This is a genomic window from Comamonas sp. (assembly GCF_009360615.1).
Classification (GTDB): domain Bacteria; phylum Pseudomonadota; class Gammaproteobacteria; order Burkholderiales; family Burkholderiaceae_C; genus Comamonas.
In genome coordinates this window covers 1-15037 of the sequence record NZ_SPEY01000042.1, presented here as the reverse complement: position 1 = coordinate 15037, position 15037 = coordinate 1, and the positions used below count along the sequence as shown (strand labels likewise).

Genomic DNA, 15037 nt, shown 5'->3' with positions numbered 1-15037 from the left:
AGAGCGGCTAGCGCTTGTCATCAAAGGATTTCAGATACAAATCAATCTGAAATCTAAGATGGAAAAGCGCTGTCCGCTTCTTATTCAATAGCAGGTCGATGCTGCTTATCTTGCCCAGCGTGCTGCAGCGCTGGCCACGCGCTCGCCGAACTGGCGCGCGGTCTCCAGATCACCTGCGGACATTTCACCAGCCGATGCGTCCGAGGGCGACTGCGCCATGGCACCGCTGAAACTGCCCATCCAGTTCACATCGTTGCGCTGCGCGGCCTTGGTGTTCGAAGGCAGCAGACCCAGACCCACCCACACGCCGCCATGCTGCATGGCCAGATGGTAGAAATAGTCGAGCGTGACCTGCTTGTCGCCCTGCACGCTGGCGCTGTTGCTGAAGCCCGCGAACAGCTTGTCCTTCCAGGCCTGTGCAAACCAGGCTTTGGACGACGCATCGGCGAATTTCTTGAACTGCCAGCTAGGGGCGGCCATATAGGTCGGCGCGCCAAAGACGATGGCATCCGCCGCCGCCAGTTGCTCCCAGCCACCGTCCGGAAGATTGCCGTCTGCGTCGATGGCCAGCAGCTTTGCGCCAGCGCCCTGGGCCACGGACTGCGCCATGCGCTGGGTGTGGCCGTAGCCGGAGTGGTAGACCACAACGATATTGCTCATGATTTCTTCTTTCTTGCTTGCGTTGGCGCGACCATCCGCGCCGCCATTCTGAATCTTTGCCAAATCAGGGCCCGCCGGAGATCGTCTCCCTGCGGGCCTTGTCTTGCGGGAGCACGCGAGCTTATCAAAGCCGCATTGCCTGCGCTGCTTCAGGCGAGGCGTCGGCCTGAATCAGCTCTTGCGGGCATCCAGGCTCCAGGCACCCGCCCCATGGGCGGCATAGCCCAAAAGTCCGCCGACCACGGCGATGTTCTTCCAGAACAGCAGTTGCTGCATCATGGCCGCTTGCGCAGGAACGCCCCAGAAGTTGTGGAAGAAAAAGCTGGCGACAAGGGTGAAAAAGCCCAGGATCAGGGCCGCCCAGCGCGTCTGCCAGCCCAGCAAGATCGCCAGGCCTGCAACGAGCTCGATCACCAGGCCCACCGCCACGGCGACCTGGGGCATGGGCATGCCCACCGATGCGGCATAACCCACCGTGCCGGCAAAGCCGCTGATTTTCTGGAGGCCCGCCGGCAGGAACAGCAGGGCGATAAGCACCCGCCCCAGCAGGTCCAGAGGATTTCTGAATTGATTCAACATTTAAAACTCCAGTCGTTGCGACCCAGGGTCGCGTTGGCTCATATCCGTCATCACAACCCTTGAAATCGCCAGACTCAAGGCTCCAGATCAAACACCAGAACTTCCGCAGCCCGGCCATTTGCAAGGCACAGGCGCTCCTCATTTTCAATAAGTGCAGCGTCGCCGCCTGTCAGCTTTTGTCCATTCACGTCCAGCTCGCCGCGCACCAGGTGCACATAGGTCTTGCGACCGGCTGGCAGGGCCACCTCCGCAACCTCCCCTGCGTCGAAGAGGCCGGCGAACAAGCGCGCATCGGCGTTCATGCTCACCGAACCCTCGGCTCCATCAGGCGAGGCCACCAGGCACAGGCGACCGCGCTTTTGCGCTTCGCTGAAGGTCTTTTGTGCATAGCCGGGCTCGATGCCGGTGCGCGCCGGCAGCAGCCAGATCTGCAGAAAATGCGTGGTCTGGTCCTGGGCGTAGTTCTGCTCGCTGTGCACCACACCCGAGCCTGCGCTCATGCGCTGCACTTCGCCGGGCAGGATGGGGGTTTCATTGCCCATGCTGTCCTTGTGCGAGAGCGCGCCTTCGAGCACATAGCTGATGATTTCCATATCGCGGTGGCCGTGGGCGCCAAAGCCTGTGCCCGGCGCGATGCGGTCTTCGTTGATCACGCGCAGATTGCCAAACCCCATGTGGCGCGGGTCGTAGTAATCGGCAAACGAAAAGCTGTGATAGGACTTGAGCCAGCCGTGGTCGGCGTAGCCGCGTTCCTGGGATTTGCGCAGAGTCATCATGGTGTGCTTCCTTTCGTTCAAGTCACTGTCTCTATGGGCTCTACTGTAGAAGTCGGCTGGCAGGCTGTGGCTGAACGGCGTTGATGGCATCATTCAAACTGTTTGAATATTCGATCCCACCATGCCCAGCTCCCGCGATGTGCTCACCCCCGACAGCCTGGCCATGCTGCAGGCCATAGCCGAAACCGGCAGCTTTGCCGCTGCGGCACGCTCCCTCGGTCTGGTGCCCAGTGCGCTGACCTACCGCGTTCGCCAGATAGAAGATGCGCTCGACGTGCTGCTGTTTGACCGCAGCTCGCGCCACGCCCAGGCCACGGAAGCCGGCCAGGCCTTGCTGCACGAGGGCGCCCGGCTGCTGCAGGAGATCGATGCCGTGGCGCACCGCGTCAAGCGTGTGGCCACCGGCTGGGAACCGCAGCTGACCCTCGTGATCGACGGCGCCGTGGCCCGCACGCCGGTGTTCGAGCTGGTCGAAGCCTTCTACGCACTGAAGCCGCCGACCACGCTCAAGCTGCGCGACGGCATTCTCAACGGCACGCTGGAAGTGCTGACCAGCGGCCAGGCTGACCTGGCCATCGGCGTGGCGGTCAATACCAGCAATGTCTCGGAGCTGCAGACCCGCGAGATCGGGGAGATGGAATTCGTCTTCGCCGTCGCGCCACACCATCCGCTGGCCAGGTTCGAGGAGCCGCTGTCCGACGAGCAGCTGCTGCAGCACCGCATGGTGGCAGTCGCCGATTCGGGCGTGCGCAGCAACACCAGCTTCGGTCTGGTCAACGGGCAGGACGTGCTGACCGTGGACAGCATGCAGGCCAAGCTGGAAGCGCAGATACGCGGCATTGGTGCCGGCTTCCTGCCGCGAGGCATGGTGCAGGCCTATCTGGACGCCGGCCTGCTGGTCACACGCCAGGTACGGCGCGCCAGCCGCAACCTGCGCCTGCACTATGCCTGGCCCGGCCCGGCACACAGGACGCCCGGGCGGGCACTGCAATGGTGGCTGACGCAGCTTGAGAGACCCGCCACGCGCAAGGCGCTCATGGAAAACCATCACCGCCAATAAGCTGCGGCCGATCACAGCGGACATCCGGCAGGTGTAGAGTGAGTTGCGCTGCAACAATTCAGCAAAAGCAGCACTTGCTATCTTTTGGATAGCTGCTACGCTAGAAGTCAAACGGTGTTGAAAAGGCTTTTTCATGAATGCTTCCCGCACTCGCGCGTCCGCAACTGCCTCCGCTTCTTCTCCCTCCCAGCCCCCCGCAGCCAGGCGCATCGCCGTCATCGGCGCAGGGATGGCAGGTCTGGCCTGCGCCCGTACACTGATGCAGGCCGGGCACGACGTCCATGTCTATGAGCGGCTGACCCAGGCCGGCGGGCGCATGCGCTCGGTCAGCGGCCCCTATGGCAGCTTTGACATCGGAGCCCAGTTCTTCACCGTGCGCGACCCCCGTTTCAAGCAGGCACTGGACACCACACCCGGCAGCCTGCGCGCCTGGAGTCTGAACAGCGTGCAGACCCGCAACGCCCAGGGCCGCAGAGTCGACAAGCACACACCAGTGCGCGAGACGCACTGGGTCGGCATGCCGGACATGCAGTCTCTGCCTCTGGCGTGGGCAGCCCCGTTGTGGGAGGCCGGGCGCCTGCACCTGGGACAGTCCCTGCGCGCCATGAGCCACCACATTGCCAGCGGTAGCCGCCACAGCCGCCATCAGTGGTCCTTGATGCTGGACACCGAGGACCATGGTCCGCAGATTGCAGCCGACTTCGACGCCGTGGTGCTGGCAGTGCCGGCCCCCGTGGCCGCGCAGCTGCTGCAGACCGCACCGCAGGGAGCAGCCCTGGCCAGGACCCTGGCCCCCGTGGAGATGGCTCCCTGCTGGGCCATGACACTGTCCTATCCCATGGCGGCGCAGGCCGGCCTGACCACGCTGGGCCCGCAGTGGAACGCGGCGCGCAGCACGCATGAGCGCGTTGCATGGGTGGCCCGCGAGTCCTCCAAGCCCGGCCGCGCACAGACCGAGCGCTGGACGATCCACGCCAATCCGCTGTGGTCCAACGAACACCGCCATGACGATGCCACGCGCGTGCTCTCCAAACTGCAAAAGGCCTTTGGCGAAATCACTGGCATCCGTGTCGCACCGCGCCATGCCAGCGTGTATCTCTGGCAGCATGCGCAGACGCTGGCACCTCTGGGCAGGCCCTTCAGCCATGATCCTTCCGTCGGTCTGGGCCTGTGCGGCGACTGGTGCCTGGGCCTGCGCGTGGAGGATGCTTTTGTCTCGGGACTTGAAATGGGCCTGGCTCTGGCCTGAGTCTGCTTCGCGCCGGGCAAGGGCGTAAGATGGCGTCCCTCATGACTTCGGCCCTCTCACGTCCCTCCCGCACTTCCCCCTGTGCGAAGTCCTATATCGGGCGCTTTGCGCCCTCTCCCACTGGACCGCTGCACGCCGGATCGCTGGTGGCAGCGCTGGCCAGCTGGCTGGATGCACGCGCCCATGGGGGGCTTTGGCTGGTACGCATCGAGGATATCGATCCGCCACGCTGCCAGAGCGGCGCCGACCGGGAGATCCTGCGTCAGCTGGCCGCCTGCGGCCTGCATTCCGACCGGCCCGTGGTCTGGCAGTCCCAGCGCCACACACTCTATGAGCAAGCGCTTCAACAGCTGCAGACCCAAAAAATGGCCTATGCCTGCGGCTGCACGCGCAAGGACATCGACGCTGTCTGGCAGGCTCAGGGGCGCGGTCACGAGCGGCATGTAGAGCGCCCCTATCCCGGCACCTGCCGCCATGGCCTGCAAGGAAAACCCGCCAGGGCCTGGCGCTTCGCGCTGGAGCAGCAGGTGCACGAGTTGCAGGACAGAGCACCAGCAACCCCTCTCCCCCCTGCGCAAACCGCCACGCAGGGCATCGCATTCAGGGAACATTGCCTGGAGAGCCGACACCCCGTGCTTCACTGGCAGGATCGGCGTCTGGGTGCGCAGCAGCAGAACGTGATCACCGGCGTGGGCGACTTTGTGCTGCGGCGCGCGGACGGGCTCTGGGCCTATCAGCTGGCGGTGGTCGTCGACGACGCCGAGCAAGGCATTACCGATGTGGTGCGCGGTGAAGACCTGAGCGACAACACACCACGACAGCTCTTGCTGCAACGCGCACTGGGCCTGCCCCAGCCGCGCTATCTGCACACGCCGCTGGTTCGCATGGAAAGTGGAGAGAAGCTCTCCAAACAGCATGGTGCGCCCGCTGTGGATGTCAGCCAGCCGCTGGCCGTGCTGTCTGCGGCAGCGCTGCAGCTGGGCCTGCCACAAGCGCCCGCATCCCCATCAGGCGGCAACGAAAGCCCCGCATGCGCCTTGCCTTTGGCGCTGGACTTCTGGGTCCGGTGCTGGCGCCAAACCTACAATATCGCCCCGTGACTTCTTCAAATCCAACACCTACCACCGATATGGCCGACAACGTGCCAGCCGCTGACGTATCCGCAGCATCCCAAGGCCAGGCGCCCGAAGGCGTGGCCTATCCCAAGACCATCAAAAGCTATGTGCGCCGCGCCGGCCGCACCACCACGGGCCAGGCCAAGGCTTTCGAGGAGCTGGGTCCGCGCTTCCTGCTGCCCTACCAGAAGGCCCCGCTGGACGCCGCAGCCGCCTACGGTCGCGACGGCAAGCTGATTCTGGAGATCGGCTTCGGCATGGGTGAAGCCACGGCGCATATCGCCCGCGTGCGCCCCGACGACAATTTCCTGTGCTGCGAAGTGCACGAGCCCGGCGTGGGAGCGCTGCTCAAGCGCATTGGCGAGCAGGAGATCGAAAACATCCGCATCCTGCAACACGATGCCGTGGAAGTCATCGACAACATGCTGCCCGAAGCCTCGATCGACGGCGTGCACATCTTCTTCCCCGACCCCTGGCACAAGAAAAAGCACAACAAGCGCCGACTGATCCAGAGTCCACTGATCGCCAAGCTGGCCGCTCGCATCAGGCCTGGTGGCTATATTCACTGTGCCACCGACTGGGAGCCGTATGCGGTGCAGATTCTGGAAGTGCTGAACGCAGAGCCCATGCTGCAGAACACGGCCGAGAACTACGCCGAAAAGCCTGAGTACCGTCCGCTGACCAAGTTCGAAAACCGCGGCATCCGCCTCGGTCACGGCGTCTGGGACCTGGTGTTCAAGAAGAAGTAACCCCCCTGAGGCGCTTTGCGCCTTCCCCCTAGCCGGGCGCCCCCTTTCCTCTACGCGCTTCGCGCCAAGGAAAGGGGGACGACACCCTCGGTGCGGGGCGGCCCTTCCTCGGTGTCCCCGACTTGGGTTAGCCCGTTTCCAAGGGTTCGCTCCACCAATAAAAAAACGCTCCTCATTGAGGAGCGTTTTGTTTTGGGTCAAGGCAGCCTTGGCTGCCTTTTTGACGCTCGCCTTAAAGGCGCTCGGCTCAGAGGCGCTCGGCCACCCAGGCCTGCACGCTGGCCAGCGCTGCGGGCACGGCCGTGGCATCGGTGCCCCCGGCCATGGCCATGTCGGGCTTGCCGCCGCCCTTGCCGCCCACCTGCTGGGCCACAAAGTTCACCAGCTCGCCGGCCTTGACCTTGGCGGTTTCGGCCTTGGTCACGCCTGCGGCCAGTTGCACCTTGTCGCCATCCACGGCAGCCAGCACGATCACGGCTGCGCCCAGCTTGTCCTTGAGCTTGTCCATGGTGTCGCGCAAGGTCTTGGCATCGGCCCCCTCGAGCCTGGCTGCCAGCACCTTGACGCCATTGAGGTCGGCGGCCTGCGTGGCCAGCTCGTCGCCCTGGCTGGAAGCCAGCTTGCCCTTCAGGGCGGCAATTTCCTTTTCCAGCGCCTTGATCTGCTCCAGCGCACCACCGATGCGGTGACCCAGCTCGGCCGTGGGTGCCTTGAAGGCGGCTGCAGCCTGCTCGACGGTGGATTCCAGCGACTGCAGATAGGCCAGCGCGTTCTCGCCGGTAATGCCTTCGATACGGCGCACGCCGGCGGCCACGCCGGATTCACCCACCACCTTGAACAGGCCGATGTCGCCGGTGCGGCCGACGTGGGTGCCGCCGCAAAGCTCACGGCTGGAGCCGATGTCCAGCACGCGCACGGTTTCGCCGTACTTCTCGCCGAACAGCATCATGGCACCGGTCTTCTGGGCGCTTTCGATGTCCATCACGCGTGCATCGGTGGCCGTGTTGGCCAGCACCTCGGCATTGACGCGGGCTTCGATCTCGCGGATCTGCTCGGCCGTGACCGGGGCGTTATGCGCAAAGTCGAAGCGGGTGCGTTCCGCGTTGACCAGCGAACCCTTTTGCTGCACATGTGTGCCCAGCACCTCGCGCAGGGCCTTGTGCATGATGTGGGTGACCGAGTGGTTGCGCATGGTCGCGGCGCGCACGGCGGAATCCACCTGCGCCTGCACGGCATCGCCCACCTTGAGGCTGCCCGCTTCCAGCACGCCATGGTGACCGAAGACATCAGCCTTGATCTTGAGCGTGTCTTCCACGGCGAAGCGGTTGCCGCCCGCGGCAATCACGCCCTGGTCGCCGACCTGGCCGCCGGATTCAGCATAAAAAGGAGTGGTGTCCAGCACAACCACGCCGTTTTGACCAGCTTGCAGCTCGGAAACAGATACGCCGTCAGCGTAAAGCGCTACGATCTTTGCAGCTTCCGCCAGCTTGTCATAGCCCACGAAGGTGTTGCCCTGGCCGGTGTATTCCAGCGCGCGATCCATCTTGAACTTGCCGGCTGCGCGGGCCGTTTCCTTCTGGTGCCGCATTGCGGCATTGAAGCCGACCTCGTCCACCGTCACGCCACGCTCGCGCGCCACGTCGTTGGACAGGTCCAGCGGGAAGCCATAAGTGTCGTGCAGCTTGAAGGCCACATCGCCGGGCAGGACCTTGACGTCGCCGGCCAGCGCGCTGTCCAGAATCTCCATGCCGTGGGCCAGGGTCTCGAAGAAGCGCTCTTCCTCGGCCTTGAGCACGCTGGTGATATGGGCTTCCTGCTCCTTGAGCTTGGGATAGGCATCGCCCATCTGCACCACCAGGTCGGCCACCAGCTTGTGAAAGAAGGGAGTCTTCTGGCCCAGCTTGTAGCCGTGGCGGATGGCGCGGCGAATGATGCGGCGCTGCACATAGCCGCGGCCTTCGTTGGAAGGAATCACGCCGTCGGACACCAGGAAGGAAGTGGCGCGGATATGGTCGGCAATCACCTTCAGCGAAGGATTACCCAGATCTTCCGTGCGAGTTTCGCGACCGGCCGCCTTGATCAGCGCCTGGAACAGGTCGATCTCGTAGTTGCTGTGCACATGCTGCAGGATGGCCGCCAGGCGCTCCAGGCCCATGCCGGTGTCCACGCAGGGCGCGGGCAGCTTCACCACGGAGCCGTCTTCCTTCATGTCGAACTGCATGAACACATGGTTCCAGATCTCGATGAAGCGGTCGCCGTCTTCGCCCGGGCTTCCGGGAGGGCCACCGGCAATGTGCTCGCCGTGGTCGTAGAAGATTTCCGAGCAGGGGCCGCAAGGGCCGGTGTCGGCCATCATCCAGAAGTTGTCGCTCTTGTACTTGCCGCCCTTGTTGTCGCCGATGCGGATGATGCGTTCTGCAGGCAGGCCGATGACGTTCTTCCAGATGTCATAGGCCTCGTCGTCTTCGTGATAGACCGTGGCCAGCAGCTTCTCGGCGGGCAGACCGAAGACCTGGGTCAGCAGCTCCCAGCCCCACTCGATGGACTCCTTCTTGAAGTAGTCGCCGAAGGACCAGTTGCCCAGCATTTCGAAGAAAGTGTGGTGGCGGGCGGTATAGCCCACGTTTTCCAGATCGTTGTGCTTGCCTCCGGCGCGCAGGCAGGCCTGCACCGATGTTGCACGGTTGTAGGGGCGCTTGTCCGTGCCCAGGAACACATCCTTGAACTGCACCATGCCGGAGTTGGTGAACATCAGCGTGGGGTCGTTGCCGGGAACCAGCGAGCTGGACGCAACAACGGTATGGCCCTTGGAAGCGTAGAAATCCAGGAACGTCTTGCGGATGTCCGCAACGGAAAAAGTGGGTGTACTCATGGTGTTTGGTATGAAGACGCCTGCATGACGCCTGCGATCAGTACGGCCCGGCGCTGCTTTTTCAGGAGCTGCGCAGACAGGCAAATCAGCCGAACATTATAGGTTTGCGACTACATACCCGCGCGGCCTTGTGCCGATAACAGCGATCACGAATTTTCATGCGTTGCATTAATGTCTTCATCACCGGCTTGCGGATAATCGGCAGCCACTATGAGCGATACCCCAAAAACCGAGACTTTCAAACCCGATGCCCCTGCCAAAAACCGCCTGGTGGTCTGGCTCATCGCACTGCCCGTGCTCATCTTTGGCACGCTCATGCTCGTCGGCCAGTTCATGGACGATCCGCTCAGCAAGCAACGCTGGACGGAGGCTGAAACCATCAAGATCTGCTGGAAGCAGACGGCCAAGCCCGAGGCCGAGCGCAAGACCCAGGAGTTCAGGTCCCCCGAAGACTGCGAGCGCCTCGAATTCGACTTCAAGACCCGCTACGGCGAAAACCCCTGACGCACCGGCCCCAGGCACGCCGGCCGAGCAGCAGGGCCTACTCTTCGCCCCAGTCTTCGTCGGCGCCCTCTTCCTCGTCTGCAGCGGCCAGCGCGATCATGCGATCGAAGGTCTCGACGATCACGATGCGACGCTCCTGCTTGTAGCCTTCGTCCGGCTCCAGCTCATCAATGCTCTCTTCCCAAGCCTGCAGATAAGTGGCTTTCCAGTGCTCCAGCGTCTGCACATCGGGCCACAGCGGATGCATGCCGCCCTCGGCCATGGCGCACAGCAGCTCGATGCGACAGGGAACCAGATCGGACTCCGGCTCGCCCGCCAGCAACGCCTCCGGCGAGTCCAGCGCCTCGGCAATTTCATCGAGCAGCTGTCCCGTGATGTCGGCCAGCCAGTCCAATGCGGTGTCGTTGTCGAAATTGCCGTGCGACCAAGTTCCCATGACCCAACTCCTTGCAGCGATAAGCCAGTAAAGCAAGGCCCAACATAGCGGGCCCTGATGTCAATACCGTGTCAGTTCGGACCATCGATGCAGGCGCCAGGCACGCCAGGTCAACGATTGCGGTTTTTCATGGCACGCTCCACCTCGCGCTTGCCTTCGCGGTCCTTGATCACGTCACGCTTGTCATGCTCGGCCTTGCCCTTGGCCAGAGCGATCTCGCATTTCACGTAACCGTTTTTCCAGTGCAGATTGATGGGCACCAGGGTATAGCCCTTTTGCTCGACCTTGCCGACCAGGCGCTTGATTTCGTCCTTTTTCAAGAGCAGCTTCTTGATTCGTGCCGAGTCGGGGCTGACGTGCGTGGAAGCCGTCTTGAGCGGGTTGATCTGGCAGCCCAGCAGGAACAGCTCGCCGTCCTTGATCAGCACATAGCCGTCGGTAAGCTGCACCTTGCCGCTGCGCAAGGCCTTGACCTCCCAGCCGTGCAGCACCATGCCGGCTTCGTGGCGCTCCTCGAAGAAATAGTTGAAAGCTGCTTTTTTATTGTCGGCAATGCGCGACGATGTTTCTGGTTTCTTGGCCATGGAATATTAGTTGCAGGCGGACCGGAGATGAAAGCTCTCCCTACAATACTGGATTGCCGTCTCGCCTCTGAGCGATGATTTTAGTTTCGCATCGCGCCCCTGGGTTGATTGGCCTTGACCAATTCCCTGCTCTTGCGCCCTGCTGATTGCTCTTTGTTCATGAAAAACGTCAACAAGTCCGTCCTGATCTGGTACAGCCCCGAAGAAATGTTTGCCCTCGTGACGGACGTGGCCCACTATGCCGACTTCCTGCCCTGGTGCGATCATGCCAAGATACTGGAGCAGGACGACACCGGAATGACCGCCGAGGTGGGCATTGCGTTCAGCGGACTGCGCAAGTCTTTCGTGACACGCAACACGAACACTACCATGGACAACGGTGGCCAGCAGGTCAGCATGCGTCTGGTCAAGGGACCTTTTTCGCGCCTGGAGGGGCACTGGCGCTTTCACCCCGTGGGTGACGGCACGCAACGCGCCTGCAAGGTCGAGCTGCAGCTCGATTACGGCTTCGAAAACGGTGCCGTTGCCGCCATCATCGGTCCCGTCTTTGACCGCATCGCTGGCTCCATGGTCGATGCCTTCATCAAACGTGCCGAGCAGATCTATGGCTGATGCAGCCGCCGCGCAGATCGACATCACGATCTGCATCTCGCCCCGATGCGCCGTCGTGCAGGAAGCATCGCTGCGACTGCCAGCCGGAAGCACGGTTCGGCAGGCCCTGAACGCTGCCGCCCTGTCACCCGCCCTCGCAGACCTGAAACTGGTCGAACTCACGCCCGGCATGTACGGCGTCTGGGGCAAGGCAGCGACACCGGATCAGGTGCTCCTGCATGGAGATCGCCTGGAGCTCTACCGCCCGCTGACCGTGGACCCCAAGGTCGCCCGACGCGAACGCTTTGCCCGCCAGGGCGCGCGCAGCGCCGGACTTTTCCAACGCAGAAGAGACGGAGCCAAGGCGGGATACTAGCCGACGGCCCCCCCAAAAAGCGCCTTCTGAAGGCGCTTTTCCATGGAGACTCCGGCAAACAGCGGGGCGACTATTGCGCCGGCTCTGCCATGGGTCCGCAATCGGAAGCGATCACGGCATCGGCCCGCTTGATCTCGGCATCGCGTGTGGCCTCGTCCATGAAGCCGCGCTCGCCGCTGGCATTCACATGGGACAGCATGCGGCCCGAGGCAAGGGTTGCCTTGGCCTGCTTGGCGCGATTGCAGTTGTCCTGGCGCTGCTTTTCCTTTTGCAGCTTGTCGGCCTGGGCCCTGGCGCTCTCCTGCTCCTGCTGCTTGCGCTTCTGCTCTTCCAGCCCCTTGTCCACCCCTTTTTCTGCGGAAGGCTTGGCAACGGCCGCGCCGGCTTCCGGCGCCACTGCGGGTGCCGCCGACTTCGCACCACCGGGGCGACGCAAGATGTCCTTGGCAGGGATATCCGCAGGCGGCGCCCGGTCGCTGAACACCTTGCGCCCCTGAGCATCCGTCCATTGCCACTGGGCGATTGCGGGTACCGAGCAACAGGCAATGGCTGCAAACAAAGCGAACTTGATGGCGTGCATGGAGTCAATAAGTCTTGGACAAGCGTTGGGGATTCTGGCTCACGAGCCCACATTGTGCGGCAACTCGCAGGTACAATCTTTCTTTTGGAGCCACCACATGCGCCTTCTCGGAAAAGCACTGACCTTTGACGACGTCCTGCTCGTTCCCGCCTACTCCGAAGTCCTGCCCAAGGACGTTTCTCTCGCCACCCAATTCACCCGCAATATCCGCTTGAACCTGCCCCTGGTGTCTGCCGCCATGGACACGGTGACCGAAGCGCGTCTGGCCATCGCCATTGCACAAGAAGGCGGTATCGGCGTGATCCACAAGAACATGACAGCCGAGCAGCAGGCTGCTGAAGTGTCCAAGGTCAAGCGCCACGAATCCGGTGTGGTACACGACCCCGTGGTCATCACCCCCGAACACACCGTGCTGCAAGTGCTGCAGCTGTCGGAAGAGCGCGGCATTTCGGGCTTCCCCGTGTGCGACGGCGGCAAGGTCGTCGGCATCGTGACCAGCCGCGATCTGCGCTTCGAGACCCGCTACGACGTCAAGGTCAGCCAGATCATGACGCCCCGCGAGAAGCTGATCACCGTGAACGAAAAAGACGGCACCAGCCCCGCCGAAGCCAAGGCTTTGCTGAACAAGCACAAGCTCGAACGTATTCTGGTGGTGAACGACGCCTTCGAACTGAAGGGCCTGATCACCGTCAAGGACATCACCAAGCAAACCACCTTCCCCAATGCCGCACGTGACGCATCGGGCCGCCTGCGCGTGGCGGCTGCCGTCGGCGTGGGTGCCGGCACCGAAGAGCGTGTGGAACTGCTGGTCAAGGCCGGCGTGGATGCCATCGTGGTGGACACGGCCCACGGTCACTCCAAGGGCGTGATTGATCGCGTTCGCTGGGTCAAGCAGAACTACCCCCAGGTGGACGTGATCGGCGGCAACATTGCCACCGGCGCTGCCGCTCTCGCACTGGTGGAAGCCGGCGCGGACGCGGTCAAGGTCGGCATCGGCCCCGGCTCCATCTGCACCACCCGCATCGTGGCCGGTGTGGGCGTTCCCCAGATCATGGCCATCTCCAATGTGGCCGACGCCCTGAAGGGCACAGGCGTGCCTCTGATCGGCGACGGCGGCATCCGCTTCTCCGGCGACATCTCCAAGGCCCTGGCCGCAGGTGCCTCCACCATCATGATGGGCGGCATGTTTGCCGGCACCGAAGAAGCGCCCGGCGAAGTGATTCTGTACCAGGGCCGCTCGTACAAGAGCTACCGCGGCATGGGCTCCATCGGTGCCATGCAGCAAGGCTCGGCCGACCGCTACTTCCAGGAATCGTCCACCGGCAACCCCAATGCCGACAAGCTGGTTCCCGAAGGCATCGAAGGCCGCGTGCCCTACAAGGGCTCCATGGTCTCCATCGTCTATCAGATGGCTGGCGGCGTGCGCGCCTCCATGGGCTACTGCGGTTGCGCCACCATCACCGAGATGAACGAGAAGGCCGAATTTGTGGAAATCACCGCAGCCGGCATCCGTGAATCTCATGTGCACGACGTGCAGATCACCAAGGAAGCGCCCAACTACCGCGCCGACTGAGCAAGCCCCTGAAGTCTGGCCAGATTGAAAAATATGGTCAGAATGTTAGAATCTGGCCTGAACTACTGGTTCTCGCCAGATTTTTGTTTTCCGCCATGCAATCTATCGGTATCTACGAAGCCAAAAGCCGCTTTTCTGCCCTGGTCGAAATGGTCGAGCAAGGAGAAGAGGTGCGCATCACACGCCACGGCAAAGAGGTTGTACGCATGCTGCCCATGCGCCGCAAGCCCGTGATCACCGACGAGCAGATTGCCCGCGAGCTGGAGCAGATTTTGGCGCTGCAGCAGACCGTGAAAGCACAGACCCCCGGCACTGGCGCAGCAGACAGCGTCATTGCCCTGCGCCACGCAGGAAGGAGCCAGGCATGAGCGCCACCGCCTTTGTGCTCGACGCCTCCGTCACCTCCGCCTGGCTGCTGCCTGACAATGCCAGCGAACACACCCGGCGCCTGTACACGCGCATCCGACGCGACGAGGTCGACCCGCAGGCTCCCAACCTCTGGCAATGGGAATGCGGCAACCTGATTGCATCAGGCGTGAATAGCGGCCGAATCCCACAGACTTCGGTCGAAGGCTTGTGGGGCGTGCTGGAAGCCATCCGCCATCGTGTGGAGCTGCACGATCTGGCGCCTGCCCAGCACAAGGCCGTGCTGGATGTGGCGCTGGACACGGGGCTGCCTACCTACGATGCCGCCTACCTGTGGCTGGCGCAATCGCTGCGCCTGCCGCTGGCCACATTCGATGCAGCCCAGATGGCGGCCGCCCGCAAAAGCGGCGTCACCGTCTGGGCTCCCGAAGATTTCTGATCCTTTTTGCCACCCTCTTGCCCTTGATCACCATGCAACACGACAAGATTCTTATTCTGGACTTCGGCTCCCAGGTCACGCAGTTGATTGCCCGCCGCGTGCGCGAAGCCAATGTCTACTGCGAAGTCCACCCCTGCGATGTGAGCAGCGACTGGGTTCGTGAATTTGCCGCTGACGGCAAGCTCAAGGGCATCATCCTGTCGGGCAGCCATGCCTCCGTCTACGAGGTGGATGACCGCGCTCCCGACGCCGTGTTCGAGCTGAACCTGCCCGTGCTGGGTATTTGCTACGGCATGCAGACCATGGCGACCCAGCTGGGCGGCAAGGTCGAAGGCTCCAGCACCCGTGAATTCGGTTACGCCGAAGTGCGCGCCCATGGCCACACCAAGCTGCTGCAAGGCATCGAAGACTTCGCCACGGCCGAAGGCCATGGCATGCTCAAGGTCTGGATGAGCCACGGCGACAAGGTCACCGAACTGCCTCCCGGCTTCAAGGTCATGGCCTCCACGCCCTCCTGCCCCATCGCCG

At 62.9% G+C, this 15037-nt stretch carries 18 protein-coding genes; 11 read left to right on the top strand and 7 right to left on the bottom strand.

The genetic code is table 11. The features are described from left to right. Nucleotides 1-105: 105 nt before the first annotated feature. The 3 genes from E2583_RS12715 to E2583_RS12705 form a co-directional block, all read right to left on the bottom strand. Nucleotides 106-660, bottom strand: coding sequence for a flavodoxin family protein (locus E2583_RS12715; RefSeq protein WP_291596249.1), 555 nt, complete (start codon nucleotides 658-660; stop codon nucleotides 106-108). A gap of 171 nt (nucleotides 661-831) precedes the next feature. Continuing rightward, entirely contained in the window at nucleotides 832-1239 is a 408-nt protein-coding gene (locus E2583_RS12710; protein WP_291596247.1) for a DoxX family protein, read from the bottom strand. Nucleotides 1240-1313: 74 nt separating this feature from the next. Further along, the gene (locus tag E2583_RS12705; RefSeq protein WP_291596245.1) at nucleotides 1314-2015 is read right to left on the bottom strand and encodes a pirin family protein; all 702 of its coding nucleotides are present in this window, start codon (nucleotides 2013-2015) and stop codon (nucleotides 1314-1316) included. 121 nt (nucleotides 2016-2136) lie between these two features. Here E2583_RS12705 and E2583_RS12700 point away from each other — a divergent pair, with 121 nt between their 5' ends. From E2583_RS12700 to trmB, 4 genes are all read left to right on the top strand, one after another. Beyond that, nucleotides 2137-3075, top strand: a complete 939-nt coding sequence (locus E2583_RS12700; protein ID WP_291596243.1) for a LysR family transcriptional regulator — start codon at nucleotides 2137-2139, stop codon at nucleotides 3073-3075. 133 nt (nucleotides 3076-3208) lie between these two features. Further along, nucleotides 3209-4324 carry an FAD-dependent oxidoreductase gene (locus E2583_RS12695; RefSeq protein ID WP_291596241.1) on the top strand — a complete coding sequence of 372 codons (1116 nt, stop codon included), beginning with the start codon at nucleotides 3209-3211 and terminating at the stop codon, nucleotides 4322-4324. Nucleotides 4325-4365: 41 nt separating this feature from the next. Further along, on the top strand, nucleotides 4366-5424 hold the full coding sequence (gluQRS, locus tag E2583_RS12690; RefSeq protein WP_291596239.1) for a tRNA glutamyl-Q(34) synthetase GluQRS: 1059 nt from the start codon (nucleotides 4366-4368) through the stop codon (nucleotides 5422-5424). 29 nt (nucleotides 5425-5453) lie between these two features. Next, nucleotides 5454-6188 (top strand): tRNA (guanosine(46)-N7)-methyltransferase TrmB, encoded by a 735-nt coding sequence (gene trmB / locus E2583_RS12685; RefSeq protein WP_291596419.1) that lies wholly within the window; start codon nucleotides 5454-5456, stop codon nucleotides 6186-6188. Nucleotides 6189-6435: 247 nt separating this feature from the next. Here trmB and alaS read toward each other — a convergent pair whose 3' ends face one another. Then, nucleotides 6436-9060 (bottom strand): alanine--tRNA ligase, encoded by a 2625-nt coding sequence (gene alaS / locus E2583_RS12680; protein ID WP_291596238.1) that lies wholly within the window; start codon nucleotides 9058-9060, stop codon nucleotides 6436-6438. A 210-nt stretch (nucleotides 9061-9270) separates the two neighbouring features. Between alaS and E2583_RS12675 the strand changes: the two genes are divergently transcribed. Beyond that, the gene (locus E2583_RS12675; protein ID WP_291596236.1) at nucleotides 9271-9564 is read left to right on the top strand and encodes a hypothetical protein; all 294 of its coding nucleotides are present in this window, start codon (nucleotides 9271-9273) and stop codon (nucleotides 9562-9564) included. Nucleotides 9565-9601: 37 nt separating this feature from the next. Here E2583_RS12675 and E2583_RS12670 read toward each other — a convergent pair whose 3' ends face one another. Beyond that, the gene (locus E2583_RS12670; protein WP_291596234.1) at nucleotides 9602-10000 is read right to left on the bottom strand and encodes a DUF4259 domain-containing protein; all 399 of its coding nucleotides are present in this window, start codon (nucleotides 9998-10000) and stop codon (nucleotides 9602-9604) included. Between the two features lie 110 nt (nucleotides 10001-10110). Beyond that, on the bottom strand, nucleotides 10111-10584 hold the full coding sequence (smpB, locus tag E2583_RS12665; protein ID WP_291596232.1) for an SsrA-binding protein SmpB: 474 nt from the start codon (nucleotides 10582-10584) through the stop codon (nucleotides 10111-10113). Between the two features lie 159 nt (nucleotides 10585-10743). Between smpB and E2583_RS12660 the strand changes: the two genes are divergently transcribed. Both E2583_RS12660 and E2583_RS12655 read left to right on the top strand, forming a co-directional pair. Further along, nucleotides 10744-11196: a type II toxin-antitoxin system RatA family toxin gene (locus tag E2583_RS12660; RefSeq protein ID WP_291596229.1), complete on the top strand. Its 453-nt coding sequence runs from the start codon at nucleotides 10744-10746 to the stop codon at nucleotides 11194-11196. Further along, the gene (locus E2583_RS12655; RefSeq protein ID WP_291596227.1) at nucleotides 11189-11551 is read left to right on the top strand and encodes an RnfH family protein; all 363 of its coding nucleotides are present in this window, start codon (nucleotides 11189-11191) and stop codon (nucleotides 11549-11551) included. The genes E2583_RS12660 and E2583_RS12655 overlap by 8 nt, the downstream gene beginning before the upstream one ends. Before the next feature lie 70 nt (nucleotides 11552-11621). Here E2583_RS12655 and E2583_RS12650 read toward each other — a convergent pair whose 3' ends face one another. Continuing rightward, nucleotides 11622-12131, bottom strand: a complete 510-nt coding sequence (locus E2583_RS12650) for a DUF4124 domain-containing protein (protein WP_291596225.1) — start codon at nucleotides 12129-12131, stop codon at nucleotides 11622-11624. 97 nt (nucleotides 12132-12228) lie between these two features. Between E2583_RS12650 and guaB the strand changes: the two genes are divergently transcribed. The 4 genes from guaB to E2583_RS12630 form a co-directional block, all read left to right on the top strand. Then, nucleotides 12229-13704: an IMP dehydrogenase gene (guaB, locus tag E2583_RS12645; protein WP_291596224.1), complete on the top strand. Its 1476-nt coding sequence runs from the start codon at nucleotides 12229-12231 to the stop codon at nucleotides 13702-13704. 95 nt (nucleotides 13705-13799) lie between these two features. Continuing rightward, a complete protein-coding gene (locus E2583_RS12640) occupies nucleotides 13800-14072 on the top strand; it encodes a type II toxin-antitoxin system Phd/YefM family antitoxin (RefSeq protein WP_291596223.1) in 273 nt (90 codons plus the stop codon). Continuing rightward, nucleotides 14069-14509, top strand: a complete 441-nt coding sequence (locus tag E2583_RS12635) for a type II toxin-antitoxin system VapC family toxin (protein WP_291596222.1) — start codon at nucleotides 14069-14071, stop codon at nucleotides 14507-14509. Before E2583_RS12640 ends, E2583_RS12635 begins: the two co-directional genes overlap by 4 nt. 32 nt (nucleotides 14510-14541) lie before the next feature. Next, nucleotides 14542-15037 (top strand): gamma-glutamyl-gamma-aminobutyrate hydrolase family protein (locus tag E2583_RS12630; RefSeq protein ID WP_291596221.1); only part of this gene is annotated, 496 nt, incomplete at its 3' end.

Bases quoted from the DNA above. Each gene is read 5' to 3' on its own strand.
- E2583_RS12715 (WP_291596249.1), bottom strand. From the start codon at position 660: ATGAGCAATATCGTTGTGGTCTACCACTCCGGCTACGGCCACACCCAG.
- E2583_RS12710 (WP_291596247.1), bottom strand. From the start codon at position 1,239: ATGTTGAATCAATTCAGAAATCCTCTGGACCTGCTGGGGCGGGTGCTT.
- E2583_RS12705 (WP_291596245.1), bottom strand. From the start codon at position 2,015: ATGATGACTCTGCGCAAATCCCAGGAACGCGGCTACGCCGACCACGGC.
- E2583_RS12700 (WP_291596243.1), top strand. From the start codon at position 2,137: ATGCCCAGCTCCCGCGATGTGCTCACCCCCGACAGCCTGGCCATGCTG.
- E2583_RS12695 (WP_291596241.1), top strand. From the start codon at position 3,209: ATGAATGCTTCCCGCACTCGCGCGTCCGCAACTGCCTCCGCTTCTTCT.
- gluQRS (WP_291596239.1), top strand. From the start codon at position 4,366: ATGACTTCGGCCCTCTCACGTCCCTCCCGCACTTCCCCCTGTGCGAAG.
- trmB (WP_291596419.1), top strand. From the start codon at position 5,454: ATGGCCGACAACGTGCCAGCCGCTGACGTATCCGCAGCATCCCAAGGC.
- alaS (WP_291596238.1), bottom strand. From the start codon at position 9,060: ATGAGTACACCCACTTTTTCCGTTGCGGACATCCGCAAGACGTTCCTG.
- E2583_RS12675 (WP_291596236.1), top strand. From the start codon at position 9,271: ATGAGCGATACCCCAAAAACCGAGACTTTCAAACCCGATGCCCCTGCC.
- E2583_RS12670 (WP_291596234.1), bottom strand. From the start codon at position 10,000: ATGGGAACTTGGTCGCACGGCAATTTCGACAACGACACCGCATTGGAC.
- smpB (WP_291596232.1), bottom strand. From the start codon at position 10,584: ATGGCCAAGAAACCAGAAACATCGTCGCGCATTGCCGACAATAAAAAA.
- E2583_RS12660 (WP_291596229.1), top strand. From the start codon at position 10,744: ATGAAAAACGTCAACAAGTCCGTCCTGATCTGGTACAGCCCCGAAGAA.
- E2583_RS12655 (WP_291596227.1), top strand. From the start codon at position 11,189: ATGGCTGATGCAGCCGCCGCGCAGATCGACATCACGATCTGCATCTCG.
- E2583_RS12650 (WP_291596225.1), bottom strand. From the start codon at position 12,131: ATGCACGCCATCAAGTTCGCTTTGTTTGCAGCCATTGCCTGTTGCTCG.
- guaB (WP_291596224.1), top strand. From the start codon at position 12,229: ATGCGCCTTCTCGGAAAAGCACTGACCTTTGACGACGTCCTGCTCGTT.
- E2583_RS12640 (WP_291596223.1), top strand. From the start codon at position 13,800: ATGCAATCTATCGGTATCTACGAAGCCAAAAGCCGCTTTTCTGCCCTG.
- E2583_RS12635 (WP_291596222.1), top strand. From the start codon at position 14,069: ATGAGCGCCACCGCCTTTGTGCTCGACGCCTCCGTCACCTCCGCCTGG.